This is a genomic window from Plantactinospora sp. B6F1, from assembly GCF_040120695.1.
In the GTDB taxonomy this organism is placed as follows: Bacteria; Actinomycetota; Actinomycetes; order Mycobacteriales; family Micromonosporaceae; genus Plantactinospora.
On record NZ_JBEEAC010000021.1, the window covers coordinates 76,726 to 102,736 of the forward strand.

A 26,011-nucleotide genomic window follows, 5' to 3' on the forward strand; every position below is an offset into this window, starting at 1 on the left:
ATGGTGTTCCGATTGACCTATCCGGTCACGATCCGCATGTTCGACGCCCTGCTACGCGCGGCCCGAACGGCGCCTTCCAAAGGTTCGTGACGTCCTCCGGGACGTCCGGGAACTGCGCGTACCCCTCGATGAGGTGCCGGCGCGCTTCGAGCTCGGGCACGAGCAGTCTGATCATGGCCTCATCCTGCCTGGCTCGTCGACCCCCCGATCCGGGCGCTGGCCGCCGGGGAGCGTCGGCGCGACCGAGGCGACCGCCCAGGCGGGCAGCGTGAGGTCGATGTCGAGGACGCCGTCGTCGCCGACGGTCAGCGTGCTGCGGTGGAGGCCGTCGGCGACGTGGCGCAGCTCGGCGGTCTGTTCCCGCGTGATGTTGAGCGGGGCGCCCATCTGGTACCAGGCCTCGGCGACGTTCCCGTGCTCCCAGTCGAGGATCTCCACGGTGAGCTCGGTGCCCGGGCGCAGCCCTTCGACCCGGTGCCGGACGCGGCGCTCGGGGCCCATCTCGGCGAGGGCTCGCGTCTCGGCGTAGCCGTTGCGGGACGCGAGCCCCGTCGTGCCCATCTCGGCGGGGTAGTTGTAGAAGATGGCCGACACGTCACCTGTCGCGGACGAGCGGGTGATGGCGCCGTCGGGCAGCTCGGCCAGGAGGCGGTCACCGAGGCGGTGGAGCATGACCATCGCGTGGAACGTCGGCTTGTGCAGGCCGTTCTCGTTGACGAACCCGAAGCCTCCGTGGAAGGGGCCGATGCCGCCGCCGCCCTCCTCGAACACGTCGGTGAAGGTCCAGTAGGAGATCGAGTCGGCCAGCGGCGCGCCCTTGAGGAACGCCCGGACGATGTACGCGGCGGCGAAGAGCGTGTCGTGGATCGCGTCGCGACTCGACGGCGAGGTCGACCACTCGGTGATGTGCAACTCGGCGTCCGGGTACGGGCTGTTCTCGATGATATTGCGCAGGACCTGCAGGTCGACGTACGTGGCGTCCTTCTGGCGCGTGATCGCGCTGACGTTGCCCAGGGAGTCCGCCGCGTAGTCGGTCGGGTACAGGTGGGTGGAGAGGAAGTCGATCGGCAGCCCGCGCTGCGCGCAGTACTCGATCAGCTCGTGGATCCACACCGGCTGCCAGTCGAGCGCGTCGGGGTCGGTGGCCACCGCGGTCTCGACCTCGAGCGACGGGTCGTGGGTCTCTCCGGAGTAGCGGGCGTCGGGGACGAACACGCTCGTCGACGGGCCGCCGACCCGCAGCCGGGGGTCGATGGCTTTGATCGCGCGCGCCGTGGCCTCGTACAGCTCGAAGTACTCGGTGCGCGTCCCGGTCCAGAAGTTCGGCACGAGGTTCGGCTCGTTCCACACCTCGAACGGCCACTGCCGCACCTCGTCGATGCCGTACCGCTCGATCCAGTGCCGCACAGTGGCGTCGACCAGCGCGACCCAGCGGCCCATCTCCTTCGGCGGGCTGCAGTGTGCCTTCCACCAGAACAGCGTCTCGGTCTGGGTGGCGAGCTGGCGCGGCATGAACCCGAGCTCCACGAACGGGCGGGCGCCCGCGTCGAGGATCGCGTCGAACACCTTGTCGACATACGCGAACGTGTAGACCGGCTCGGGCAGCGGCTGGTTCGGGCCGAAGCCGCCGCCGTTGTCCGTCCGGTAGACGAACATGTCGTCGTGGAACAGGCCGTGGAAGCGCACGTGCCGGGCGCCCAGCACCTGGACGGCTTCGCGGAAGTGCGCCTGCCAGTCCGCCCGCAACGCCTCGTTCGCGCGGCCAGCACCGACGCACTCGTTCCACACGTGATGCAGCGGCACCTCGGCGGGTGCCTGTCCGTCGATCAGCAGGGCTGACGTCGCCTGCTCAGTCATGGAGAGTTCCTTCGCTCCGTCGGTGAGTAGGGTTTGCGAGCCCGGTGGTGTCGCTGACACGGAACCAGTCCACGTCGACGTATCCCCCGGGCTCGGCAGTGGCGTAGTTGAAGAGGGCGAACCGGTACCCGGTGAAGTGCGTGAGGTCGTACTGCATCTGCACGGTGTCGCCCAGCCACGTCCAGTTGCTGCCGTCGTACGAGTACGCGAACGACGCCGTATCGACGGCGTCCCGGAAGTCGACGTCCGCGCGCAGGTAGACGACGTCCGCCCGCAGCGGCACCGGTGCGCTGGTGAAGGCGATGACGCCGTCGCCGCCTGCCCGGCGCATCACCAGGCTCTTGGTCCCGCTCTCCATCGTCACGGCGATGTATCCGTACTTGCGCTGGTAGGCGGAGATGCCTGCGACGTCCCCGTCCTTCATGTGCGAGACGTCCAGCGAGATGGCGCCGGAGCTCGTGGGTCCGAGCGTGCGTTGGGTGAGCGTGTTGCGCGCATCGAGGATGCTCGACGCGACGCTGCCCGTGGTCAACCGAAGGTGTCCGGGCCGCTCGGTGAGCGACCAGAACCGGTTGTCCGGGTTGTGGTTCCACTGCCACTGAAGCCCCAGGTTCGACCCGTTCCATGCGTTCTCGGCGGACTCTGCCAGGAGGTCCGCGTTGGCCATGTTCCAGTGGCCCGCACGCTCAAGGAGGTTGTCGAAGTCGTCCGAGGCGACGACGGCGGCCCCGGCACCGGCCGTCCGTGCGGCCGCCGCGGGCGCTTGCGGATCGAGAGCGAACACCGGCCACCCGTCGTCGTCCCAGGTCACGCCAACGAGCTGAGGCGAACGACCCAGCGGGCCCTCGTCCTGGAACAGCATGGCGTACCACTGCCCATCGGACGTCTGGACGACTCCGCCCTGGGCCACGCCGGTTCCGGGTCGGCCCCCGACCGTCACGCCCTGGCTGAGCACGACTCGGCCCTCCCACACGCCGCCCGCCGACTGCGGCGTTAGTGACGTCGACCGCCACAGCACCTCCTGGCGGATGCCACCCGACGGCCACTCGATCATGAAGACGTAGTAGTAGCCCCCGATTTTGTACGCGTGAGCGCCCTCGGCGTTCAGACCGCTGGTCTGGTCGACGTTGGCGTCCTCGACGAGCCGCGTCGCCGGGCCGTCCCACGCAAGGGTCCCGTCGTCGTGCCGCCGCAGCCTGCGCAGGTCGATCGACCCGCCACCGTAGACAAGCCAGACGTCGTCGCCGTCGAACAGCAGCGACTGATCGTGGGCGTACCCGTCGAGCACCGACCTGCTCCACGGCCCGCGTTCGATGTTGGGAGTCGAGTAGACGTACGTCTGCTGCGTGGTGAGGCTGCCGACCGACACGTAGTAGGTCCCGTCATGGAACCTGATGCTCGCTGCCCAGCTGCCCTGGCCGTACGCGTCCTGGCCGTTGCGCAGCGCCAGCGCGTCCGCGTCGTCGAGGATCGCCGCAGTATACCCGACGATGGACCAGTGCACCAGGTCGCTCGAGCGCATGATCGGCACGCTCGGTGCGAAGTACATCGTCGTGCTGACCATGTAGAAGTACCGGCCGTCGAAGACGACGTCCGGGTCGGGCACGTCCGCGAAGATGACAGGGTTGGTGAAGTTTGCCCCCGCCCCGCCGTCGCGGATGTTCAGGTTCGGTCGGTCCATCAGCGCAGCTCGAGCGCCACGGTGACGTAGGAGTGGGCGGGCAGGTCGACCTCGAGCCCTCGGGGGTGGGGGCGCACGCCCGCATGGTCGCTGGGGGCGACGGCGTCGAGCTGCTCGGGGGTGTTGTGCGCGTCGAGCGCGGTGGCGGTCAGCACCCGCGCGGTGTGCCCGACGACATCGCGGCCGCGCAGGTCCAGGACGAGGGTGCGGTCCGTCTCGGCGTCGAGGTTGGACAGCGAGACCAGGGCGGTGTCGCCCTTGACCGACGCGGACGCCGAGACCAGCGGCAGCTCGGTCGCGTCAACGGCACGAGTCTCGACGTTGCGCAGGTGCACCGCGAGGGCGGCGGCGTCGTGGTGGCCGGTGTTCATGGCGAAGACGTGGTACGTCGGGGTGAGCACGAGCGCCCCGGTGTCGGGGTCGGTGAGGATCATGGCCTGCAGCACGTTGACGGTCTGGGCGATGTTCGCCATGACCACGCGCTCGGCGTGACGGTGGAACGCGTCGAGGTGCACGGAGGCGACCAGGGCGTCGCGCAGCGTGTTCTGCTGGTACAGGAACCCGGGGTTGGTGCCCTTCTCCACGTTCCACCACGTGCCCCACTCGTCCACGACCAGGCCGACCTTGCGGTGCGGGTCGTAGCGGTCCATGACCGTGGAGTGCCGGGTGAGCAGCTCCTCCATGCGCCGGGCGCGGGCCATGGTCACGTACCACTGGTCGGTGCTGAACCCGGTGGCGTCGCCCTTGTCCGACCACGACCCGGCCATCGTGTAGTAGTGCAGCGACACAGCCTGGAACGGGCCTGCCGACCCGGCCGGGTCCGCCGCCAGGTCGTCGAACGAGCGCAGGAGCGTCTCGGTCCAGTGCAGGTCGGCCTCGTTCGCGCCCGCCGCGATCCGGTACAGCAGGTTGCCGCCGTGGTTGCGGGTGTAGGTCGCGTACTGCCGGGCCAGCGAGGCGAACTGCTCGGCGCGCAGGTTGCCGCCGCAGCCCCACGCCTCGTTGCCCAGGCCCCAGAACGGCACCCGCCACGGCTGCTCGCGCCCGTTCGCCCGCCGCAGCGCCGCCATCGGTGAGTCGTCCGCCCGGGTCAGGTACTCCACCCAGTCCGACATCTCCGCCACCGACCCGGACCCCACGTTCCCCGACACGTACGGGTCCGCACCGAGCAGCTCGCACAGGTCCATGAACTCGTGCGTGCCGAACGCGTTGTTTTCCACCACGTCGCCCCAGTGCGAGTTGACCATTCGCGGGCGGCTCTCGCGCGGGCCGATGCCGTCACGCCAGTGGTAGTCGTCGGCGAAGCAGCCGCCCGGCCAGCGCAGGTTCGGGATCGAGATCGCCCGCAACGCCTCGACCACGTCCGAGCGGATACCCCGCACGTTCGCGACCGGCGAGTCCTCACCCACCCAGAACCCGCCGTAGATGCAGCGCCCCAGGTGCTCGGCGAAGTGTCCGTACACGTGCCGGCTAATCGTGGCGCCGGGCAGGTCGAGGTCGATCACTGCGGTCGTGGTCGTCGTCATTGTCTTCCCATCAGTTGCGTGTTCCGTCATTGCAGGCCTCAGCGAGGAGCTCGCGGAAGCCAGACCCGCATCGGGCCGGGGGCGCGGTTGCCCCAGGTCGAGAACGGGATCGCTGTCACCGTGTGCTCGTCGCCGAGCTCGGTGGCGGCGTCGGGGCCGTAGAGGCCGTCCGCGGCGTTGATCACGCGGCACCTCAGGACGAGCGTGTCGCGCTCGCCGACGGTGATCGGCACGGGCAGGACCGCGAGGTCGTCGACGTCGAACGGTGCATCCAGGTCCGCCTGCTCGACGCAGTAGACAACTGGTCCCCGTTCGACGGCCACCGCTCCGCGCAGCGCGTCGACGCGGTGATGGGCGGTGGTCAGCCGCGGCGTCAGGTTGAGGTCGAGCACGTAGCGGGCGCCCGGCTCCAGCAGCACCCGGGCGTACCCGTCGCCGTCGCGCTCGCGAGCGCCGTCGGGGCCCACCACGGTGGAGCGCGGCGACCATCCGGGGATGCGCACGGACAGCTCGGCGCCGGGGACGACGTCGCCCTCGACGCGGATCTCGACCCGCCCGTCGGCGGGGTAGCCCGTGACCATCCGGACCGTGCCCGTCCCGAGCTCGGCGGGCAGGTCGATCTCCGCATCCGCGAGCTGGTGGAGCCAGAGCGCGCCATCGGTGACGGTGGCGACGTAGGCGCTCAGCTGAGCGACGGTGCGGGCGATGTTCGGTGGGCAGCAGGCGCACACGTACCAGGGCGCCCGCTCGCGGGGCGCGTTCTCCTCCGAGTGGTGGTCGCGCCGCTGCTGCAGCGGGGTGGCGTAGAAGAACCGGGTGCCGGTCGCGTCCACGGCGGCCGCGAGCGCGTTGTGAACTTCTCGCTCGATGGTCTCCGCGTACCGGGCGGTGCCGGCGCCGCCGTCGGCCAGGAGCATCCGCCAGGTCCACAGCAGGTCGGCGACGGTGGCGCACGTCTCGGCGTAGGCGCGCTCGGACGGCAGCTCGTAGTCGTCGCCGAACGCCTCGTCGCGATGGCGGGACCCGAACGCGTTCCACGTGTCCACGTACCCGGAGGGCTCTTGCACGCGCGCCACCAGGGCGATGACGTCGTCGAGCCATGAGTCGAACGCGCGCGTGCGGGTGCGGGCGATCTCCCACGCGACGGCCTCGATCACCTTGTAGAGGTCGGAGTCGGCGAACACGAGGCCGCGGAACTCCGCGTCCGACTCCCCGAGGAGCCGGCGGAAGTTGTCGAGGACACCGGAGACCTCCAGCTGCTCGATGCAGCGCGGGATGGTGGCCTCGCCGTTGCGCTGCTGCCAGGCTGCCAGCGGACCACCGACAAGACGCACGGACGGGATCGGCAGCGGCCGGTGCCGCGTCCCGGCGATCGGGGATGCGGGGACGGCGCGCAAGGCGGAAGTGCGCGCAGGGGTGCTCACAGCATGGTCTCCTTCGACCGATTCGGGCTAGAGCGGCGCGCGGCGTTCCGCGCGCGAGCGCAGGCCCTACGCGCCACTGCGGGTGGAGCCACGCACCACGAGACGGACGGGCGCGACGACGTGCTCGGCCGGGCCGGTCCAGCCCGCCATCTGCCGGAGCAGCAGACCCACCGCCGTCTCGGCGACACCTTCATGGTTCGCGTCGACGGAGGTGAGGCCGGGCGGGACGAAGCTCGCCATGTCGAGGTTGTCGAACCCGGCGAGCTGGACATCGACGGGCACACGAAGCCCGCTCTCTGCCAGGGCCGCGACGGCGCCGAGCGCGATGACGTCGGTGACGGCGAAGACGCCGTCGAAGGGCAGACCGGACGCGATGACGTCGAGCACGGCATCGCGTGCGGCCGCCGGCGTGTAGGCGGAGATGGGCACCACATAGCGTGCGTCGACGTCGAGGCCGGCATCGCGAAGTGCGCGCTCCCAGCCAATGCGGCGGTCCGACGTCATCATGTGCGCGGTGTCGAACGTGCAGCCCAGCGCAAGGATGCGCCGCGAGCCGTGCTCGATCATGTGCGCCGTCGCGAGGCGGGCGCCCTCTTCGTTCGCCAGCCGCACGTGGTTGAAGCGGTCGGGCACGTCACGCTCGCCGAGCAGCACGATGGGCTTGGACGTGCGCACGCGGTCCAGCTGGTCGCGGTCGAGGCCGGCGACGGACAGCAGGACGCCGTCGTAGAGCTGGAGTCGCGCGACGCTCAGCGCCGCCATCTCATGCTCCGGGCTGCCACTCGTCCGCTCAAGGACGAGGTGCCGCCCCTCGGCCTCGATCAGCGGCGCGATCTTGTCGGCGACCTCGCCGAAGTAGTCGTGGAAGCTGGGTACGATGAAGGCGACGGTGTCGGTCCGTCCCGCGCGCAGGTGTCGCGCGGTCAGGTTGACCTCGTACCCCAGAGCCTCGACGGCGGCCATGACACGGGCACGCGTCGGCTCGCCGACCGGGAGGCGCTCGTTGAGGACGTTCGACACGGTCATGACCGACACGCCCGCCTCACGGGCGACGTCCGCCATCCTCACCATGCATCCTCCTTTTCACGACGTTCTGCCAGCTCAGCAACCCCTGACGAGACGCTCGCCGCCTGGCCACACTGCGGGAGCGCCGTCATATTATCGATAAAACGTTTCATGGCAAGTACGTCCACCGAGCTGATGGGGCAAACTTCTGGTGACCCAGTGACGGGTCCGGCACCATCGAACGCCTACGGCGCCACCACGGTCACCGTCTCGCCGGCCCGCAGCGACATTCTGCGTCTGATGCGCACCTGTCCGTCTCCGGGCACGTCGATGGTCACCTCACGCGTCGCCGAGGCGTGGAGCACAACGCTCGACAGCACCCCGTCCCGCCACTCGAGATCGACGACGTCACCGCCCCGGACGCGCAGTCCGCGTGCGTGCCCCGATGGCCATCCGGCGGGCAATGCCGGCAGGATCGTGACGACCTCGTGGTGCGACTGCACCAGGAGCTCGGCGATGCCGGCGACCGCACCGAGGTTCCCGTCGATCTGGAAGACCGCTCCGCCGGGCCATCCCTCGAGCGGGTGCAGGTCGAGCAGCGAGCGGGACGACAGCGGGCCGAGGAGCGTCTCGATCGCGCGCTCGGCGAGCACCCCGTCACGCAGCCGCGCGGCGAGACACAACACCCACGCCTGGCTCCACCCGGTGTAGCCTGAGCCTTCGGCAAGGCGAAGCGAGAGCGCGGCGCGTGACGCCTCGATGTCCTCGTCTGGCTCGCCGGCGGCCCACCGACTGCCAGGAAAGACTCCGTAGAGGTGAGACAGGTGCCGGTGCCCGGGCTCCTGCGGCTCGAGGTCGTCCGCCCACTCTCCCCGGACGCCGCCGAACGTCGCGGGCGCACGCAGCCTTCCCAGCGCGGCGCGCGCCTCGCACACGAGGTCGGCGTCTTCAGCATCCCGGCCGTGGCCTCCGACAAGCTCCACGGTGCGGGTCAGGACGTCATGGACGAGCTCCTGGTCGATCGCGCTGCCCCAGGTCACGGCGTAGGGCTCGCCCTCGGCGAGGAACGCATGCTCCGGGGAGGACGACGGGCTGACCACGAGCGCGCGGTCGGCGTGCGGGACGAGCATGTCGAGCGCGAACGCGGCGCACGCCCGCAGGGCGGGAAGCACACGGTCTTCCAGGACCGACTCGGCCTCGGGCCCGGGCGGGAGGTAGGCGTGGTGCTGGACCGCGTGGTCCGTCAGCCACCACAGGGCCGACGCCCAGTTCACCCACTGCGGCAAACCCGGCACAGGATCGGTGAACCGCCACAGGTCGGTGTTGTGGTGCACGCACGCCCCGCGGGCGCCGTACGTCTCGTGCGCCGTTCGCCGTCCCGCATCGAGCAGGTCCGCGACGAGGTCAAGCAGCGGCTCGTGCAGCTCACCCAGCCCTGTCGCCTCCGCGCCCCAGTAGTTCATCGGGGTGTTGATGTTGGTGGTGAGGTTGCTGCTCCAGGCCGGGCGGACGTCGGCGTTCCAGATGCCCTGGAGCGTGAGCGGCTGGGTCCCGCGGCGCGAACCGGCCACGAGCAGGTAGCGGCCGAGGTCAAAGTAGAGCTCCGCCTTCTTCGCGTGCGGGTTGCTCGCAGCAGAGGCTGACAGGTCGAGCTCGCAGCGCTCCCACAGGGCCCGGTGGGCACGCACGTGGCGCGCTCGCAGCTCGTGGACGCCGAGGCCGAGGGCCGCCTCGACGCGCGCACGGGCTACCTGCGCGAGCGCGACGACATCGGCGCTTGGCCTGGCCCGCCACCCGCGAAACCCGCTCTCGGCGGCGGCGACGAGGCGCCCGCCCCGCTCGTCCGGAACCCACGCTACGACGAGGGCGAACCCCATGCCGGCGTCGACGAGTCCGTCCTCGTCGGAAGCGTCGTCGGCGTAGACGACTGGCAGGTCGTCCGGCACGTAGTGCGGCAGGACGTTCGCGGGCGCCCGTCCCGACATGGTCACCCACGTGACCCCGGACCGTGTGGACGACGTCGTGCGCACGGGGTGCGGGCTGCACAGAAGCGGCGCGGCGGTCGGCGCGCCGTCGGCGCGGGCGACGAGCACGTCGTCGAAAGCGGACACGAAGGTCTCGAGCCGGACACCGGTGCCGGCGTCGGTGACCGCGACCGCGGCGGACAGGTCGAGGCTGCGCCGGTACGCCGCCGAGGTCTTGCCGCTCTGGGCCCGATCATGCTCCCACTCGATCCATCCGAGGGGCTGGAACGCCTGCACCCAGCGGTCCGACTGCAGCGCCCGGGCGAGTTCGTCGGCTAGCCGATGATCGCCCGCGGCCACGGCCGCACGCAACGGCGCCACGTCTCCCGGGTCGCCCCAAACCGCGGGGGCGGCGGGCCCCCCGGACCAGAGCGTGTCGAGGTTGAGGTCGAGACGCTCGGTGCCCGGGCGGCCGTGAACGGCGGCGCCCAGGGCACCGTTACCGAGCAGGTAGCAGTCGGCGAACCCGTCGGCGGGGGCGTCGTTCTGGAGGGTGTGGCGCATGCGGCTCCTTGCGGGTGGACCGAGACGTCACGGTGTCGTCTCGGTGCGTGCGCGAGGGCTTGACGGCACGCGATCCCATCTCTACTTTATCGCTAAAATCGCGACGGAATCGCGACGGGATGAGGACGCGAGGCCCCCTCTCACGTCCGCAGCGCACAGCTTCCGGCCAGCATCGCCCGGACAGTTTCCTCAAAGGAGAGACATGAAGCATCATTTCAAACTCGGCGTCCCGCGCCGGGCCGGGCGGCGGCTCACCGTGGCCGCCGCGGCCACAGCACTCATCGCCCTGGCTGCCTGCACGCCGGACAGCGCGGACAAGGACGATTCGGGAGTGCTGACCCCCAGCGACCCGACGACGCTCTCGGTCTGGATCACGTCGGCCGAGCAGGCCCCGGCACCCGACAACAAGATCACCAAGCTGCTCAAGGAGAAGCTCGGTGTCACCCTGAAGTACGAGATCGTCACGCCGGACAACGTGGACCAGAAGATCGGTGTCATGCTCGCGGGCGGTGAGTACCCCGACCTCGTCGGCACCACCGACCTGAAGCTGCGCCTCCTGGAGGGCGGGGCTCTCCTGCGCCTGGACGACATGCTGGCCACCGGGGACTACCCCAACCTCGCCGAGCACGTCAAGGGCTACAAGAAGATGAGCTACTCGGGCGACGAGGTGGACAAGGGCCTGTACATCTTCCCGAACTACAACCGCTTCTACGGCGGCGTCACGGGCGGCACCTACTACGGTCCCGCGTTCTGGATCCAGAAGCGTGTGCTCGCGGACGCCGGCTACCCGGACCTCAACAACATGACGCTCGACCGCTACTTCCAGCTCATCTCGGACTACAAGGCGAAGCACCCCCAGACCGACGGCGCCCCGACCGTCGGCTTCGAGGTTCTGGCGTCCACGGGCCGTGAGTGGGGCATGACCAACCCGCCGGCGCAGCTGGCAGGCCACCCGAACAACGGTGGCGTCATCGTCGACAGCGAGAACCACGCGTCGATCTACGCCGACAAGGACATCGCGAAGAAGTTCTACAAGGTCCTCAACGAGAAGTACAACTCGGGTCTCGTCGACCCCGAGTCCTTCACCCTGACGTTCGACCAGTACACCGCGAAGCTGGCCACCGGCGCCGTCCTCGGCATGCACGACCAGGGCTGGAACTTCGGGACCGCCACCCAGTCGCTGCAGAGCGCCGGCAAGGACGAGTACACCTACGTGCCCCTCATGCCCGTCTACGACGGGGCGAAGCCCTACTACGCCGACCGTCCCGTCATGAACACCAACCAGGGGTTCGGCGTCTCGGTCTCCAGCAAGCAGCCGAAGAAGGCACTGAAGTTCCTCGACACCATGCTCAGCGAGGAATGGCAGAAGATTCTCTCCTGGGGCATCGCGGGCGAGGACTACCAGGTCGGCGCCGACGGCGTCTTCTCCCGCACGGACGAGCAGCGGAAGAACTACAAGGACATCACCTGGCGTGCCTCCAACCGTCTCGTCGCGCTGCTCGACGTGCTGCCCAAGCGCAACGGCAAGTTCTCCGACGGCAACGCCTACAGCCCCGACGACCAGCCCGCCGAGTTCTTCGCGACGCTGAGCGACTACGACAAGAAGTTCATGGAGAAGTACGGCAAGAAGACCTGGGTTGAGTTCATGAACCCGCAGGTGGAGAACCCCAAGTACTACCCGGCGTGGAACATCACGCTCTCCGACGAAGCCAACCAGGTCAACCAGCAGCTGACCGACGCCAGCGTGCAGCACCTGCCGAAGATCATCGCCGGCAAGCCCGCCGACTTCGAGGCGAAATGGGCGGCCTACGTCGACGCCATCCACAAGATCAACGTCAAGGCGTACGAGGACGCCATCAACGCTGGCATCAAGCAGCGTCTGGCCGACTGGTAACAGTCTGCGAGCAGTCGTGGTGGGGGGCGTGCGCCCCTCACCACGACGCGTTCTCGATTACCACCCACTGCTCCTGACGACAAGGTTTGACAGATGACGGACGCCACGGTCAGCACCCTTGTGACCGCCACCGGGCTCGAACCGGAGCCCGCGAGCAGTTCGCGTGCCCAGAACCGCAAGGCCCGAAGAAATGCAGCGAAGGATCCCAAGCGCAAGATCACCTGGGACCTGGTCTGGGCGCAGCGAGCCCTGCTCGCGATGGCCGTCCCGCTGCTGCTGTACCAGATCCTGTTCAAGTACGTCCCGGTCTACGGCTGGGCGATCGCCTTCCAGAACTTCAAGCCGGCTCGCGGCAGCAGCCCCTGGCCGGGTGACCGCAGCCTATGGAACCAGCAGTGGGTGGGCCTCGAGAACTTCTACAACCTGTTCACCGGTGTCATGGGTGAGCGGTTCTTCCGGGTCGTGATCAACACGATTGGACAGTCGGTCCTGACCCTGACCGTCGGTACCCTCGGGGCCATCGTCCTGGCGCTGCTGCTGAACGAGGTCAAGAACGCTCCGTTCAAGCGGATCATGCAGAACATCACGTACATGCCCCACTTCCTCAGTTGGGTGATCGTGGCGAGCCTGGCGTCGGTGGCGCTGTCGCTGCCGTCGTCCGGCGGGTTCATCAACCAGGCACTCATGAGCCTGCACCTCGTCGACCAGCCGGTCCTGTTCCTGACCGAGCCGAACTACTTCTGGCAGATCGTCGCCGGGACGAGCCTGTGGAAGGAGCTGGGCTGGAACACGATCCTCTACCTGGCCGCGATTACCGCGATCGACCCGGGCCTGTACGAGGCCGCCGAGGTCGACGGAGCAGGCCGCTATCGCAAGATGTTCCACATCACGCTGCCGGGCATCAGGCCCACGATCGTCGTGCTGCTCATCATCAACGCCGGCTGGATCCTGTCCACGAACTTCGAGCTGCCGTACTTCCTCGGCAACGGCCTGATCTCCGAAAGGGCCGAGACCATCGACGTCTTCGTGCTGCGCTACGGCTACCAGTTGGGCAACTACGACCTCGCCGTCGTCGCGGGCATCTTCAAGACCGTCGTCGCCATCATCCTGGTGGGCTCGGCGAACCTGGCGGCCAAGCGCCTCAACCAAGAGACGCTGGTCTAGGAGGACTTCATGTCGAGCACCCTTGTCACGAAGCCTCTGGCTCGGCGCGCATCACGAAACAGTTCACCGCTTCACAAATGGACGATCGAGCGGATCATCTTCACGACGCTCAACACGACCTTCCTGCTGGCCCTCGCGGCGATCATGCTCTACCCGCTGCTGAACACGCTCGCCATCTCCCTGAACGACGGCTCGGACGCCGTCCGTGGCGGGATCGGCATCTGGCCTCGGGACTTCTCGCTGCAGAACTACAAGGTCGTGTTCAATATGCACACGATCTACCAGGCGTTCTTCATCAGCGTCCTGAAGACGGTCGTGGTGGTGGCGACAAACCTGTTCTTCACCTCGATGCTCGCCTACGCGCTCAGCCGCAAGGAGTTCATCTTCCGCCGCCCGATCACGCTGATCTTCGTGCTGACGATGTACTTCGACGCCGGGCTGATCCCCAACTACCTGCTCATCAAGGACCTGGGCATGCTGAACAGCTTCCAGGCCTACTGGGTGCCGACGATCATCAGCGCGTTCAACCTGATCATCCTGCGCACGTACATGAAGTCGATCCCCGACGAGATCTTCGAGTCGGCACGGATGGACGGCGCGGGCGAGTTCCGCACGTGGTGGCAGATCGTGATGCCGCTGTGCAAACCCGCGCTGGCCGTGGTGGGTCTGTTCGTGGCCGTCGGCAGCTGGAACTCCTGGCTGGACACCCTGCTCTACAACTCGGGCGATCCGGCGTTGACCACCCTGCAGTACGAGCTGCAGAAGCTGCTGGCGAGCTCGATGAACGCCGGCGTGAACGTCGCGAACGCCGGGGGCGACGCGGCCGCGGCACACGGCGGGCAGATCACCACACCGATCGCGCTGCGGTCGGCGATCGCCATGGTGGCGGCCGTCCCCATCCTGTTCGTCTACCCGTTCCTGCAGAAGCACTTCGTGTCCGGTCTCATGATCGGCTCCGTGAAGGGCTGATGGCGTCGGCCTTCCGCACACGCGGGAGGCCGACCCCGTCCTCAGGACCCGCAACTCCGCACCGAAAGGCCCCGATCATCTTCCGCTTCAACCCCGCATCGCGACTGTGGCGCATCCTGGACGCGCTCGGCTCCGTCATCGTGATCAGCCTGTTGTGGCTCGTGAGCCTCGGCCTTGTCGTGACGGCGGGAGCGGGAACGGTTGTCGCCTACGAGCTTTGCCGCCGGTACGTCCTGGGCAAGGACGCAGGCCTCTGGGCCATCGCCACGAAGGCGTTGCGGCAGAGCTGGAGGCAGGCGACCGTCATCGGCCTGCTGGCCGTCCTGGTCGCGGCCGTCGGCATCCTCACGCTCTCCTACCTGCCCACTCTCGGGCTGGCCGAGATCTGGGTGCCGCTCATGGTCGTCGGACTTTTCCTCCTGCTCCTGATCTTCTGGTGCCTCCCCCTCGAAGCCCGCTTCACCAACCCCACCTGGCGCCAGGTGCGCAACGGGCTCACCTTGGGGCTGACGACGCCCAGCCTGACGTTCCTGCTCGGGATCGCCGTGGTCCTCGGGGGCGTCGCCATCTGGAACTTCATGCCCGCGGTGTTCGTGGCGCCCGGCCTGATCCTCCTGTGGTGGTGCTACCTGCTCGAGCGGTTCTTCGTCGCCCGGGGGTACGTGCAACTGGAGCCGAAGGAGGCGGAGGTCTGACGCTCTCCAGCCGTGGACCTGAGTTGGGTCGGGGTGAGGCTCCGTCATGCATTCCTCTACCTCGACGACACCAACAACCTCTTCCCGCTGTCGCTCTTCCTGCGCAACCTCATCGCGGGCGCGTCGACCACCACCGCCGAGAGCGCCGCTGCCGTCGGCACGACCTCTGCCATCATCTCCCCCAATCGCGGCCACCGCTGGGTGCTACGTCGACACGGTCTTGAAAGGAGTAGTTGTGGAGGTCCTGAAGGACTACGTCCTCGGGGACACGATCGCCCGCTACATGCAGCCTGGTCCGGGCGGGCCGGTGGGACTGATGCTCTTCCCGGCCGCAATGGCAGGCCAGATCGCCGAGACGTCGTCTGCCATCGACTCGCTCGTGCAGATCAAGACCCTCGGTGACACATACCCGGGCGGTTCGGCCGGTCGTTCGTTGCGGAACGGAGGCACTGTCGCCACGCTCACCGTCGAGTCGCAGCGCGAGGACACGACCGATGCCGGTGTCACGGTCGTGACCCTCCTGCGCACGCACCAAGGGTGCCTCGTCGAACACCATCTGCGGTGGCAATCGGGCGAGGCCGCGCTGGACTCATTTGCTGTCCTTCGCAACGAGGGACCGGACACGGCGACGCTAGAGCTGCTCTCGTCGTTCTCGCTCACTGGCCTGACACCCTTCGCCGGGGGCGACGCCCCCGGCGATCTGATCCTGCACAGGCTGCGCAGCGCCTGGTCGGGCGAGGGGCGTCTGGTGTCTGACCACATCGAGGACCTGAGCCTGGAGCCGGCCTGGGCCAGCTGGGATCGGTGTCTGCGCTTCGGTCAGGTCGGATCTTGGCCGGTGCACGGGTTCTTCCCGACGGCGTTCGTCGAGGACAGCCGCGCTGGCGTCTGCTGGGGCGTGCAGATTGCCCACCCGGCCTCGTGGCAGATCGAGCTGGGCCGGACGGACGCCGCCCTCAACCTGTCGGGCGGGCTAGCGGACCGTGAGCTGGGCCACTGGACGAAGAGCGTGGCTCCCGGGGAGGAGTTCCGTACCCCCGTCGCGTACCTGACGGTCACGCAGGGTGGAGTGGACGACGCCGCCCACCGGTTGACGGCTCGCCACCAGCTCTTCCTGGATGTGCCGGCGGTCGAAGAGGCTCTGCCCGTCATCTTCAACGAATACTGCACCACCTGGGGTTCGCCGTCGCCGCAGAACCTTGGGGCGATCGTCGACCGGATTTCGGGCAAAGGGATCCGATATCTCGTCATCGACAGCGGCTGGTACAAGGCCGAGGGCAGTGAATGGTTCAACGGTCACGGCGACTGGGAACTGGACCGCCGAACGTTCCCCGACGGGCTGACCGAGGCGCTTGATCACATGCGGTCCGCCGGGATGATCCCCGGCATCTGGTTCGAGTTCGAGACGGTCGGCTCCCGGGCCACGTCATTCACGCTGACCGACCACCTGCTCAAGCGCGACGGCGTCCCCGTCACCGTAGGCGACCGGCGCTTCTGGGACTTCCGCGACCCGTTCGTGATCGGGTACCTCAAAGAGCGGATGATCGACTTCCTCAAGGCCAACGGCTTCGGCTATCTCAAAGTCGACTACAACAACAGCATCGGAATCGGGTGCGACGGAGCAGAGTCCCTCGGCGAGGGGTTGCGACAGCAGATGGCCGCAGTCCAGGACTTCTTCCGGATGATCCGCGAGGAGATGCCGGAGCTCGTGATTGAGAACTGCGCGTCTGGCGGCCACCGGCTGGAGCCCTCGATGCTGGCCCTCACAAGCATGTCGTCCTTCTCGGACGCCCACGAGTGCGCGGAGATCCCCATCATCGCCGCCAACGTGCAACGCGCACTGCTCCCGCGGCAGAGCCAGATCTGGGCAGTGCTGCGCACGCAGGACTCCCCACAGCGGCTTGCGTACTCGCTCACCGCGACCATGCTCGGCCGGATGTGCCTATCGGGCGAGATCCACGAACTGAGTGACGAGCAGTGGGCTGTGGTCTCCCGGGCAATCTCCTTCTACAGGTCGGCGGTCCCGGTGATCAAGAACGGTGTCAGTCACCGGTTCGGACCAAAGGTGAGGAGCTATCGGCACCCCGAAGGGTGGCAGGCAGTCCGGCGATTGTCCAACGACGGCGCCCAGATCCTGGTCGTCGCCCACCGGTTCGGAGCCGCTGAGCGAACTCCGATCGAGGTTCCTTTGCCACCGGGGAGGTACGAGGTCAGCGACCTCTACTCCCACCGCGAGATCGTGGTCAAGCTGACCGAGGAACTAGTAGCCGTGGAGCTGGATGAGCCGTTCTCTGCCGCGGCATTGGTGCTCACGCAGATCGAGTGAGATATGCCGGGAATCCCGGTCCGCGCCGGCTGCCGTACGGTTGGCCGCGCAACTTCGGAGTCGGGTGCCGCAGCCCTCAGGTGGACTCCAAATGCAGAACGAGTGGTGCACTGGGTGGGTGGCGACGGCAGTTTCTGATCGTACGGCGCTCTGCGAGTCTAGGTATCGATAGAAACTCTAGAAATGGAAATCATCAATGGTCAGCAGCGCTCTTACTTTCCCCGTCCCTGAGGCTGAGGTTCCCGGCGTGGAGCTGCACGTCGCGAAGTCTGGTTCCGACACCGCCGCCGGAACCGCGGAGGCCCCCTTGCTCACGATCGGTGCTGCCGCGGCGCTGGCTCAGCCGGGGGACACCGTCGTCGTGCACGAAGGCGTGTACCGCGAGTGGGTGAACCCGCCGCGCGGCGGTACGGCTGCTGCGCCGATCACCTACCAGGCTGCGCTGGGCGCGGACGGCCTGTTCGAAACGGTGACGATCTCGGGTGCTGAGGTGATCGCCGACTGGCATCCGCGCGCGGGCTCGGCGGGCCGGGTCTGGGTGGCGACCGTGCCGAACTCCCTGTTCGGGTCGCGCAACCCGTACCTCGAGCGCATCGGTGGGGACTGGTTCTTCGACCAGGTCAACACCTGGCACACGGGCGAGGTGTATCTCGACGGCAAGTCGTTGTACGAGTCGCTGACCATGGCCGGCGTCGAGCGCCCCGAGGTCACCGTGGACTCGTTCGACCACGCGGGCTCGCTGCTGACCTGGTACTCCGAGGTGGGCGACGACGTCACCACGATCTGGGCGAACTTCGGGGGCGCCGACCCGGCGGAGCACCAGATCGAGATCAACGCGCGCACGTTCGTCTTCTGGCCCGCCGCCACGGGCATCGACCACATTACGGTGCGCGGCTTCACCCTGACGAAGGCCGCCACGCAGTGGGCCCCGCCCACGGCGCTGCAGGAGGGCCTGATCGGCCCGCACTGGTCGAAGGGCTGGGTGATCGAGGACAACACGATCACCGACTCGAAGAACGTCGGCGTCTCGCTGGGCAAAGAGGCCAGCACCGGGCAGAACGAGGCGGCCGCAGGGCCGAAGGGCGCCAAGGGCGGCACACAGCGCGAGCGCGAGGTGATCCAGCGGGCGCTCGCCCTGCGCGGGCCCGCCGCAGGCGAGCCGCACCCGTGGGACCGGGACCACGTCGGCTCCCACACGGTGCGCCGCAACACAATCCGGGACTGCGAGCAGGCCGGCATCGTCGGGCACCTGGGGGCGGCGTTCTCGACCATCAGCGACAACCACATCTCCCGCATCCACGTGAAGCGACAGTGGCACGGCGCCGAGGTAGCCGGCATCAAGCTGCATGCCGCGATCGACACCGTGATCAGCGGAAACACCATCCATCACACGCACCGAGCCCTGTGGCTCGACTGGCAGGCCCAGGGCACCTTGGTGCGGCGCAACGTCTTCTACGCCTCCACCGCCGAAGACTTCATGGTCGAGGTCTGCCACGGCCCGTACCTCGTGGACTCGAACCTCTTCCTGTCCCCGTGGGCGGTCAAGGACATGTCCACCGGCGGCGCCTACGTGCACAACTACATCGCCGGTCGCATCGCGAACTGCACTGAGCACCAGCGGTACACCCCGTACCACCTGCCGCACTCCACGGCCGTCTACGGAGTATCGAACATCCTCGGTGGAGACAACCGGTTCTACAACAACGTCTTCGTCGGCGACCGCGCGCGCGCCGAGCACACCGAACCGCAGTCGGAGCCGACGCTCGCGAGCTTCTGGTCCGGCGCGATCGACATGGACGGCGTGCCCGGGCAGGCCACCTTCGTGCCCACCCCGGTGGGCACCTCGCAGTACGACGCCTACCCCACGGCGAAGGAGTACCCGAACGAGGACGGCAGCGCGCTGGCCGGGCCGCGCCTCTCGGTCTGGGTCGAGGGCAACCTCTACGCGGAGGGCGCCGAGCCGTTCCGCGCGGAACCCACGGCCATCATCACAAGCGCATCACCCGTGCGCGTCGAGGTGCTCGACACCGCAGCCGGCACCCTTCGCGTCGAGGTGACCCACCCGGGCGGCACACACGTGGTCGCCCCGGTGACCACCGAGCGCCTCGGGACCAGCTACCAAGCCGAGATGGGCTACACCAACCCCGACGGGTCTGATCTGGACCTGAGCGCCGACCTCTGTGGGATCCTCCGAGGTGAGGTTGTGCCCGGGCCGTTCGCCGCATCGGCGCCCGTCATCCGGATACTCGCCGCGCCAGAACCGGCGGGCCGGCGCTAGGTCCGGCCCCGGAGTGCCTCAGCGCGCCACCAGGTCATGATCCTCCAACGGCAACTGCACGGCGAACGGGTACGGTTCACCCCAGCTGACCGGGCGTGGCTGGCCGCCCTGCTGCACCGACTGCCGCGCGACATGCTGCACGGCCTGCGGCTGCTGGTCCGCCCGGAAACCGTGATGCGCTGGCATCGTGACCTGATCGCCCGCCGGCATGCCGGAATCTCCCGACCCCGGCGGGGCGGACGGCCACGAACCGTGCGGTCAATCCGCCAGCTGGTGCTACGCCTGGCCCCGCGAAAACACCACATGGGGCTACCGCCGCATCCACGGCGAACTGCTCATCCTGGGTGTGCAGGTCGCGGCTTCCACCGTCTGGGAATTCCTGCAGCAGGCCGGTATCGACCCGGCGCCCCAGCGCACCGCCACCACCTGGACGACGTTCCTTCTTCCGGCAACCCTGGACCAAGAGCGACGCCGGCTATCGGATGGTCGTGTTGCCTCGGTTCGCGGTCGGCATGCTGCTGGCCCGCAAAGTCGTCGCCGCCGACAACCTCCACGATGCGATCTTCGCCTCCCGACGCGGCACATGGCTTTCCCCCAACAACGTCCGTCGTCAGTGGCGCCAAGCCCGTGCCGACACCGACCTCGCCTGGGTCACCCCACACACCTTCCGCAAGACCGTCGCCACCCTTATCAAGCACAAGGCGGACACCAGGAGCGCGTCGGCGCAGCTTGGACACTCCAGCGAGGAGGTCACCGACGCCTACTACATCGCCAAGCCCGTCCAAGCCCCGGACGTCTCCGAGATCCTTGAACGCCTCGGCACCGCCCCCTGATGGCCCCCGAAGCTGCAGGACGCAACGATGCACACGGATGACAAACCTGGTTGCCGACACCCGTAAAAGGGGGGTATTCGGGGGGAGGTTCAAAACTCCATAGACACATGTTAAAGCCCTGACCAGCGTTTCTGCTGGTCAGGGCTTTCTGTCTGTCGGGACGGCCGGATTCGAACCGACGACCCCTTGACCCCCAGTCAAGTGCGCTACCAAACTGCGCCACGTCCCGCTCCCGCCCGGCGCTCCGTGCGACAGCCGGTACAGCGTAGCGCAGGACCCGTTCGGACGCGCAACGGCCCACCGTCCCCCTCGTCCGAACCGGCCCGGCGGCACCGGGGCGCACACCCGATCACCACCCCTACATCATCCTAGGAAGATAGGTCATTGTCCCGGGGTCCGCTTGTCGTGGGGCAGCGGCGCTGAACGAGGTGTGCTGACCGTGGGCTGGCGGCGGACTCAGCCGTGCGGCCTGCCCCGCCCGCCGGCACCGACCTTCTTGCGGGGGCGTACCGACACCTCCACCGGACTGCCCGCGAAGCCGAACTCCTCGCGGAGCTTGCGTTCGACGAAGCGCTGGTAGCCGGCGTCCAACGGGCCGGTGGTGAAGAGCACGAACCGGGGAGGACAGGTGCCGGCCTGGGTGGCGAAGAGCACCCGAGGTGCCCGGCCTCCCCGCACAGGGTGTGGGGTCGCCTGCACCAGCGCGGTGAGCCACTGGTTCAGCTGCCCGGTCGGAACCCGGGTCTCCCAGCTGGCCAGCGCGGTACGCAGCGCCGGCGCGAGCTTGTCCACCGCCCGCCCGGTCTTGGCCGAGACGTTGATCCGGATCGCCCAGGGAATCCGACGCAGCTCCCGCTCGATCTCCTTGTCCAGGTAGTAGCGGCGGTCCGCGTCGACCAGGTCCCACTTGTTGAACGCGATCACCAGGGCTCGGCCGGTCTCGGTGACCGTGCTGAGGATCCGCTGGTCCTGCTCGCTGATCGGCTTACTGGCGTCGAGCAGCACCACCGCCACCTCGGCCGCCTCGATCGCGGCGGCGGTACGCAGGCTCGCGTAGTACTCCGTGCCGCTGGCCTTGCCGACCCGCTTGCGCAGCCCGGCGGTGTCCACCAGTTGCCACACCTCGCCGCCGATCTCCACCAGGCTGTCGACCGGGTCGACCGTGGTGCCGGCGACCGCGTCGACCACCGCCCGCTCCTCCTTGGCGAGCCGGTTGAGCAGGCTGGACTTTCCGACGTTGGGGCGGCCGACCAGGGCCACCCGGCGTGGCCCGCGCGGGCCCGCCTCGGTGACCGGCGGCGCGTCCGGCAATGCCTCAAGGATCGCGTCGAGCAGGTCACCGGAGCCCCGGCCGTGCAGCGCGGAGACCGGCCGCGGCTCGCCCAGACCGAGCGACCACAACGAGGTCGCCTCGATCTCCACGGCCGTGTTGTCGGCCTTGTTCGCGACCAGCAGCACCGGCTTGGCGCTGCGCCGGAGCATGCGTACGGCGGCCTCGTCGACGTCGGTCGCCCCGACCGTGGCATCGACCACGAACAGCACCACGTCGGCCGTGGCGACGGCATTCTCGGCCTGCGCGGCGATGGCGGCGGCCCGATCCCTCGCGTCCGGCTCCCAGCCGCCGGTGTCGACCACGGTGAACTGTCGTCCCGACCACTGCGCGTCGTACGGCACCCGGTCCCGGGTCACCCCGGGAGTGTCCTCCACCACCGCCTGCCGGCGACCGATGATCCGGTTGACCAGCGTCGACTTACCGACGTTGGGTCGCCCGACCACGGCCACCACCGGCACCGGGCCGGTCGGCTCGGCCTCGTCGACGATATCCGGCTCCCGCAGCTCGACCCAGCCGTCCCCCGCGTTCACGCCGCCTCCTCGATTGCACCACCACGGAAGATCCCGGTGGCATCGTTCCGCCGGGTGTCAGCCCGGTTGTCCACTACCGCACCGGCTCCGCCGATCGACCGGGTCACCGGCCCGGCCGCCGCTCGATGAGCAGGGCTCGCAGCCGCGTGACCACCTCGTCGATACCCAGCGCGGTGGTGTCCAGCACCACCGCGTCCGGAGCCTGCCGCAGCGGGTCCGCGGTCCGGGTGGAGTCGAGCCGGTCCCGCCGGGCCAGGTCGGCGGCGGTGGCGGCCAGGTCGGCGGCGTTCTCCGCGCTGCGCCGTCGCGCCCGCGCGTCGGCCGAGGCGGTCAGGTACACCTTGAGGTCGGCGTCGGGTGCCACCACCGAGCCGATGTCCCGGCCCTCCACCACGATCCGGCCGGCGGCGTCGATCATCTCCCGCTGTTGCGCGACGAGCAGTTCCCGTACCGCCGGCACGGCCGACACCGCCGAGACCGCAGCCGTCACCTCCGGGCTCCGGATCTCGCGGTCGACTGCGATGCCGTCGGCGGTCACGCTCGGCGCCTGCGGGTCCACCCCGATCTTCAGGTCGGTCTCCCCCGCCACCTTGGCCACCGCCTCGGCGTCCTGCGGGTCGACCCCGGAGCGCAGCACCGCCCAGGTGACGGCCCGGTACATCGCCCCGGTGTCGAGGTAGCGGGCGTCGAGTGCGCCCGCCAGCCGGCGGGAGACGGTCGACTTCCCCGAACCGGAGGGGCCATCCACGGCAACCACACATCGCCCGGTCCGTACCTTCTCCGCCACCGTCTCCTCCTCCACCGATCACTGGGCGATATGCCCGGTACTGCCGAGTTCACCCGGGCAGCCGGCCGGGGCGGCGCCGCCACCTGTCGCCGTCCATCATGCCCCGTCCCCCGGACCGGCCCGCGCCCGACACCTGAGGCCGGCGGCCAGCCACACACCCAGCACCGCCGCTCGCCGCCGCCACCGCCGACGGGTGGACCGGCCCCCGGCAACCACCAGCGCAGCAACCGCGCGAGAACGGCCAACCACGGAAACCCAGGAGGCCCGGGTCAGTCACCGACCGCCTTGAAGAGGGCGGCGATCTCGGCATTGGTCAACCGGCGGGTACGCCCGGGCCGCAGGTCGCCGAGCCGGATCGGACCGATGGCGGTACGGATGAGCCGGGACACCGGGTGCCCGACCTCCTCCAACAGCCGCCTGACGATGTGCTTGCGCCCCTCGTGCAGGGTCAACTCCACCTGGGCCGTACGTCCCAGCGTGTCCACCAAGCGGAATTCGTCGACCCGGACCATGCCGTCGGACAGCTCCACACCGGCCTTCAGCCGACGGCCGGCGGTGCGGGACAGCGGCCCCGCCACCTCGCACAGATAGGTCTTCGGCACCCCGTACGACGGGTGCATCAGCCGGTGCGCCAGCGTGCCGTCGTTGGTCAGCAGCAACAGTCCCTCGCTGTCGGCGTCGAGCCGCCCGACGTGGTAGACACGCTGCTCCACCCGGCCGAGGAAGTCGGCCAGCGCGGTGCGACCCTTCTCGTCCGCCATCGTCGAGACCACGCCACGTGGCTTGTTCATCGCCAGGTAGGCCAGCCGGGTGTCGGTGACCAGCCGCTCACCGTCGACGTGGATGACGGCGGTGGCCGGGTCGACCTTGTCGCCGAGTTGCGCGACCCGTCCGTCGACGGTGACCCGGCGCCGGAAGATCAGGTCCTCGCAGGCACGCCGGGAGCCGACGCCGGCCGCGGCGAGCACCTTCTGCAGGCGCTCCGCGGCGGGGGCATCGGAACTGTCATCGCGGGGCATCGGCTATCTCTTCCACGTCGTCGGGCAGGAACGGGGCCAGCGGCGGCAGCTGGGCGACGGAGTCCAGCCCGAGTTTCTCCAGGAACAGCGTTGTCGTCCGGTACAGGAACGCTCCGCTCTCCGGTTCGGTGCCGCACTCCTCCACCAGGCCGCGAGTGACCAGGGTACGGATCACCCCGTCACAGTTGACACCCCGGATGGCCGAAATCCGGGACCGGGTCACCGGTTGCTTGTAGGCGACCACGGCGAGCGTCTCCAACGCCGCCTGGGTCAGCCGGACGGACTGCCCGTCCAGCACGAACCGCTCGACATAGGCGGCGTACTCCGGTCGGGTGTAGAGCCGCCAGCCACCCGCCGCCCGCCGTAACTCGAAGCCGTGCCCGGCCGAGGTGTAACCGGCGGACAGTCGCTCCAGCATCGCCGAGACCCGCTCGGTCGGCTGCTCCAGCACCTGCGCCAGCAGGATCTCGGTGACCGGCTCGTCCACCACGAGCAGGATGGCCTCCAGGGCACCGCGCAGCTCGTCGTCGTCGATCAGCGCCAGCGCCCCGGCGGACCGGCCGACGCCGTCGGGCACCCGCGCCGCCGCCGGCCCACCCGCCGCGTCCGGACCGGCATCCTCGGGTACGCCCACCACCTCGGTTGGCTCCGCACCGCGTTCCTCAGCGTCCGCCGTCGCGCCCGGCTGCTCGGCGACCGCCATGTCCTCGGCCGAGACCGCCCCGGCACCCGACTCGGCCGACTCGGCCGACTCGGCGATTTCAGCCCTCTCGGCGGACTCGGCCGGCCCGGCAAATTCAGCGAGCTCGGCCGGCCCCACAAACTCAGCGGACTCGGCCGGCCCCACAAACTCAGCGGACTCGGCCGGCCCCGCAACCTCAGCGGACTCCGCGGACTCGGCGGACTCGGCGGAGCGCTGCGGCGAACGGCCTCCTGCTGACCGTTCCCACGGTGGCACCCAGGCCGCCGCCTGCTCGGCCAGCGAGTCGGGTCGTTTTTCGCTGGTCACCGCGCTTCCTCCTGCGTCTCGTCCCCGGTCGCCATTCCGGCCGGCTCCGTCGGCATCCCGGCCGGCTCCGTCGGCGCCCCGGCCGGGTCGATCGGGTCCGGTCCGGTGTCGCCACTCTCCACCGGTACCGCCGCCGGTCCGTCGTCGCCAGCGGGCCGCTCCGGTGGTGCCGGCGCGCCCGCGTACTCGTCGATGTCGAGTTCGGCGCCGCCGTCCTCGGGACCGGTCCACCGTACGGTCAGCTCGCCGAGCGCCTCCACCTGGGCGAAGCCGACCAGCCCCTCCCGATACAGCTCCAGCAGGGCCAGGAACCGGGCGACCACCTCAAGAGTGGACTCGCAGTCGGCGCAGAGTACTCGGAAGGTGGCGATCCCGGCCCGGCGGAGCCGGTCGCGCAGTAGCGCCGCGTGTTCCCGGACACTCACCCGGACCATGTGCACGTGGTCGATGGAGACCACGGGCGCCTTCTTCGGAGTCATCGCCCGGACCGCCAACGCGGCGAGCCGGTCCGGGCCGATCCCGAGTACCAGGTCCGGCAGCGCCTCGGCGTACCGCGGTTCCAGTGCGACGGCCCGGGGGTAGCGACGGGAGCCGATGGTCTCCAGCTCGGAGATGTGCCCGGCGGCCTCCTTGTACGCCTTGTACTGCAACAGCCGGGCGAAGAGCAGGTCCCGGGCCTCCAGCAGGGCCAGGTCCTCCTCGTCCTCGACCTGGGCGGCCGGCAGCAGCCGGGCGGCCTTGAGATCGAGCAGGGTGGCCGCGACGACGAGGAACTCGCTCGCCTCGTCCAGGTCCCAGTCGTCCCCCATCGCCCGGATGTACGCGATGAACTCGTCGGTGACCCGGTGCAGGGCGACCTCGGTCACATCGAGCTTGTGCTTGCCGATGAGCTGTAGCAGCAGATCGAACGGGCCGGTGAAGTTCGCCAGCCGTACGGTGAAGCCACCCGCCGCCTCGGCCACGACCTCGGGACCGGCCTGAGCGCCGAGCTGAGCGTCAGCCTGGGTGTCGCCGGGTGCCGACTGCAGCGGATCCGGTACGGACCGCGATGGATCCGACAGGGCCGGCCGCGGGTCCGACGCGGCCGGGGAGGTGGGCGGGGAACTCACCCGACGACCGTAGTCCACCGGTTCCGGACCGTCAGCCATCAGCG

Annotated in this window: 19 protein-coding genes and 1 tRNA gene; 7 read left to right on the forward strand and 13 right to left on the reverse strand. The window is 69.1% G+C overall.

All coding sequences use genetic code 11. The features are described from left to right. Positions 1–171: 171 nt before the first annotated feature. The 6 genes from ABNF97_RS23955 to ABNF97_RS23980 all read right to left on the reverse strand — a co-directional run bounded on the left by ABNF97_RS23955 (position 172) and on the right by ABNF97_RS23980 (position 10,021). Positions 172–1,857 (reverse strand): GH39 family glycosyl hydrolase, encoded by a 1,686-nt coding sequence (locus ABNF97_RS23955; RefSeq protein ID WP_349339875.1) that lies wholly within the window; start codon positions 1,855–1,857, stop codon positions 172–174. Beyond that, positions 1,850–3,538, reverse strand: a complete 1,689-nt coding sequence (locus ABNF97_RS23960) for a glycoside hydrolase family 43 protein (protein WP_349339876.1) — start codon at positions 3,536–3,538, stop codon at positions 1,850–1,852. The genes ABNF97_RS23955 and ABNF97_RS23960 overlap by 8 nt, the downstream gene beginning before the upstream one ends. Beyond that, on the reverse strand, positions 3,538–5,064 hold the full coding sequence (locus ABNF97_RS23965) for an alpha-N-arabinofuranosidase (protein ID WP_349339877.1): 1,527 nt from the start codon (positions 5,062–5,064) through the stop codon (positions 3,538–3,540). The genes ABNF97_RS23960 and ABNF97_RS23965 overlap by 1 nt, the downstream gene beginning before the upstream one ends. Before the next feature lie 38 nt (positions 5,065–5,102). Then, a complete protein-coding gene (locus tag ABNF97_RS23970) occupies positions 5,103–6,398 on the reverse strand; it encodes a glycoside hydrolase family 127 protein (protein ID WP_349339878.1) in 1,296 nt (431 codons plus the stop codon). A gap of 156 nt (positions 6,399–6,554) precedes the next feature. Beyond that, the gene (locus tag ABNF97_RS23975; protein WP_349339879.1) at positions 6,555–7,550 is read right to left on the reverse strand and encodes a LacI family DNA-binding transcriptional regulator; all 996 of its coding nucleotides are present in this window, start codon (positions 7,548–7,550) and stop codon (positions 6,555–6,557) included. A 188-nt stretch (positions 7,551–7,738) separates the two neighbouring features. Next, positions 7,739–10,021, reverse strand: a complete 2,283-nt coding sequence (locus ABNF97_RS23980; protein WP_349339880.1) for a glycosyl hydrolase family 95 catalytic domain-containing protein — start codon at positions 10,019–10,021, stop codon at positions 7,739–7,741. Between the two features lie 202 nt (positions 10,022–10,223). On the opposite strand from ABNF97_RS23980, the gene ABNF97_RS23985 reads away from it, so the two are divergent. The 6 genes from ABNF97_RS23985 to ABNF97_RS24010 all read left to right on the forward strand — a co-directional run bounded on the left by ABNF97_RS23985 (position 10,224) and on the right by ABNF97_RS24010 (position 19,347). Beyond that, complete coding sequence (locus tag ABNF97_RS23985) at positions 10,224–11,915, forward strand: extracellular solute-binding protein (protein ID WP_349339881.1); 1,692 nt, start codon at positions 10,224–10,226, stop codon at positions 11,913–11,915. Positions 11,916–12,008: 93 nt separating this feature from the next. Then, the gene (locus ABNF97_RS23990; RefSeq protein WP_349339882.1) at positions 12,009–13,079 is read left to right on the forward strand and encodes an ABC transporter permease; all 1,071 of its coding nucleotides are present in this window, start codon (positions 12,009–12,011) and stop codon (positions 13,077–13,079) included. 9 nt (positions 13,080–13,088) lie between these two features. Then, complete coding sequence (locus tag ABNF97_RS23995) at positions 13,089–14,048, forward strand: carbohydrate ABC transporter permease (protein WP_349339883.1); 960 nt, start codon at positions 13,089–13,091, stop codon at positions 14,046–14,048. A 140-nt stretch (positions 14,049–14,188) separates the two neighbouring features. After that, positions 14,189–14,743 (forward strand): DUF624 domain-containing protein, encoded by a 555-nt coding sequence (locus ABNF97_RS24000; protein ID WP_349339884.1) that lies wholly within the window; start codon positions 14,189–14,191, stop codon positions 14,741–14,743. 235 nt (positions 14,744–14,978) lie between these two features. After that, complete coding sequence (locus ABNF97_RS24005; RefSeq protein WP_349339885.1) at positions 14,979–17,069, forward strand: glycoside hydrolase family 36 protein; 2,091 nt, start codon at positions 14,979–14,981, stop codon at positions 17,067–17,069. Positions 17,070–17,376: 307 nt separating this feature from the next. Next, entirely contained in the window at positions 17,377–19,347 is a 1,971-nt protein-coding gene (locus ABNF97_RS24010) for a right-handed parallel beta-helix repeat-containing protein (RefSeq protein ID WP_349339886.1), read from the forward strand. 18 nt (positions 19,348–19,365) lie between these two features. Here ABNF97_RS24010 and ABNF97_RS24015 read toward each other — a convergent pair whose 3' ends face one another. Continuing rightward, positions 19,366–19,533, reverse strand: coding sequence for a hypothetical protein (locus ABNF97_RS24015; protein WP_349339887.1), 168 nt, complete (start codon positions 19,531–19,533; stop codon positions 19,366–19,368). Positions 19,534–19,835: 302 nt separating this feature from the next. Between ABNF97_RS24015 and ABNF97_RS24020 the strand changes: the two genes are divergently transcribed. Continuing rightward, positions 19,836–20,180: a tyrosine-type recombinase/integrase gene (locus ABNF97_RS24020; protein ID WP_502930544.1), complete on the forward strand. Its 345-nt coding sequence runs from the start codon at positions 19,836–19,838 to the stop codon at positions 20,178–20,180. Between the two features lie 155 nt (positions 20,181–20,335). Here the strand turns inward: ABNF97_RS24020 and ABNF97_RS24025 are convergent. The 6 genes from ABNF97_RS24025 to ABNF97_RS24050 all read right to left on the reverse strand — a co-directional run bounded on the left by ABNF97_RS24025 (position 20,336) and on the right by ABNF97_RS24050 (position 26,006). Next, positions 20,336–20,409, reverse strand: a tRNA-Pro gene (locus ABNF97_RS24025). Positions 20,410–20,636: 227 nt separating this feature from the next. Beyond that, entirely contained in the window at positions 20,637–22,043 is a 1,407-nt protein-coding gene (gene der, locus ABNF97_RS24030; RefSeq protein WP_502930545.1) for a ribosome biogenesis GTPase Der, read from the reverse strand. 103 nt (positions 22,044–22,146) lie between these two features. Next, positions 22,147–22,830: a (d)CMP kinase gene (cmk, locus tag ABNF97_RS24035; protein ID WP_130462468.1), complete on the reverse strand. Its 684-nt coding sequence runs from the start codon at positions 22,828–22,830 to the stop codon at positions 22,147–22,149. A 269-nt stretch (positions 22,831–23,099) separates the two neighbouring features. After that, positions 23,100–23,849 (reverse strand): pseudouridine synthase, encoded by a 750-nt coding sequence (locus tag ABNF97_RS24040; RefSeq protein ID WP_349339888.1) that lies wholly within the window; start codon positions 23,847–23,849, stop codon positions 23,100–23,102. Next, positions 23,836–24,858, reverse strand: a complete 1,023-nt coding sequence (scpB, locus tag ABNF97_RS24045; RefSeq protein WP_349339889.1) for an SMC-Scp complex subunit ScpB — start codon at positions 24,856–24,858, stop codon at positions 23,836–23,838. Before scpB ends, ABNF97_RS24040 begins: the two co-directional genes overlap by 14 nt. Continuing rightward, positions 24,855–26,006, reverse strand: a complete 1,152-nt coding sequence (locus ABNF97_RS24050; protein ID WP_502930546.1) for a segregation and condensation protein A — start codon at positions 26,004–26,006, stop codon at positions 24,855–24,857. Before ABNF97_RS24050 ends, scpB begins: the two co-directional genes overlap by 4 nt. Between the last annotated feature and the right edge of the window lie 5 nt (positions 26,007–26,011).

Bases quoted from the DNA above. Each gene is read 5' to 3' on its own strand.
- ABNF97_RS23990 (WP_349339882.1), top strand. From the start codon at position 12,009: ATGACGGACGCCACGGTCAGCACCCTTGTGACCGCCACCGGGCTCGAA.
- ABNF97_RS24015 (WP_349339887.1), bottom strand. From the start codon at position 19,533: ATGCCAGCGCATCACGGTTTCCGGGCGGACCAGCAGCCGCAGGCCGTG.
- ABNF97_RS23975 (WP_349339879.1), bottom strand. From the start codon at position 7,550: ATGGCGGACGTCGCCCGTGAGGCGGGCGTGTCGGTCATGACCGTGTCG.
- ABNF97_RS23960 (WP_349339876.1), bottom strand. From the start codon at position 3,538: ATGGACCGACCGAACCTGAACATCCGCGACGGCGGGGCGGGGGCAAAC.
- ABNF97_RS23995 (WP_349339883.1), top strand. From the start codon at position 13,089: ATGTCGAGCACCCTTGTCACGAAGCCTCTGGCTCGGCGCGCATCACGA.
- ABNF97_RS23955 (WP_349339875.1), bottom strand. From the start codon at position 1,857: ATGACTGAGCAGGCGACGTCAGCCCTGCTGATCGACGGACAGGCACCC.
- ABNF97_RS23965 (WP_349339877.1), bottom strand. From the start codon at position 5,064: ATGACGACGACCACGACCGCAGTGATCGACCTCGACCTGCCCGGCGCC.
- ABNF97_RS24050 (WP_502930546.1), bottom strand. From the start codon at position 26,006: ATGGCTGACGGTCCGGAACCGGTGGACTACGGTCGTCGGGTGAGTTCC.
- ABNF97_RS23985 (WP_349339881.1), top strand. From the start codon at position 10,224: ATGAAGCATCATTTCAAACTCGGCGTCCCGCGCCGGGCCGGGCGGCGG.
- ABNF97_RS23980 (WP_349339880.1), bottom strand. From the start codon at position 10,021: ATGCGCCACACCCTCCAGAACGACGCCCCCGCCGACGGGTTCGCCGAC.
- ABNF97_RS24040 (WP_349339888.1), bottom strand. From the start codon at position 23,849: ATGCCCCGCGATGACAGTTCCGATGCCCCCGCCGCGGAGCGCCTGCAG.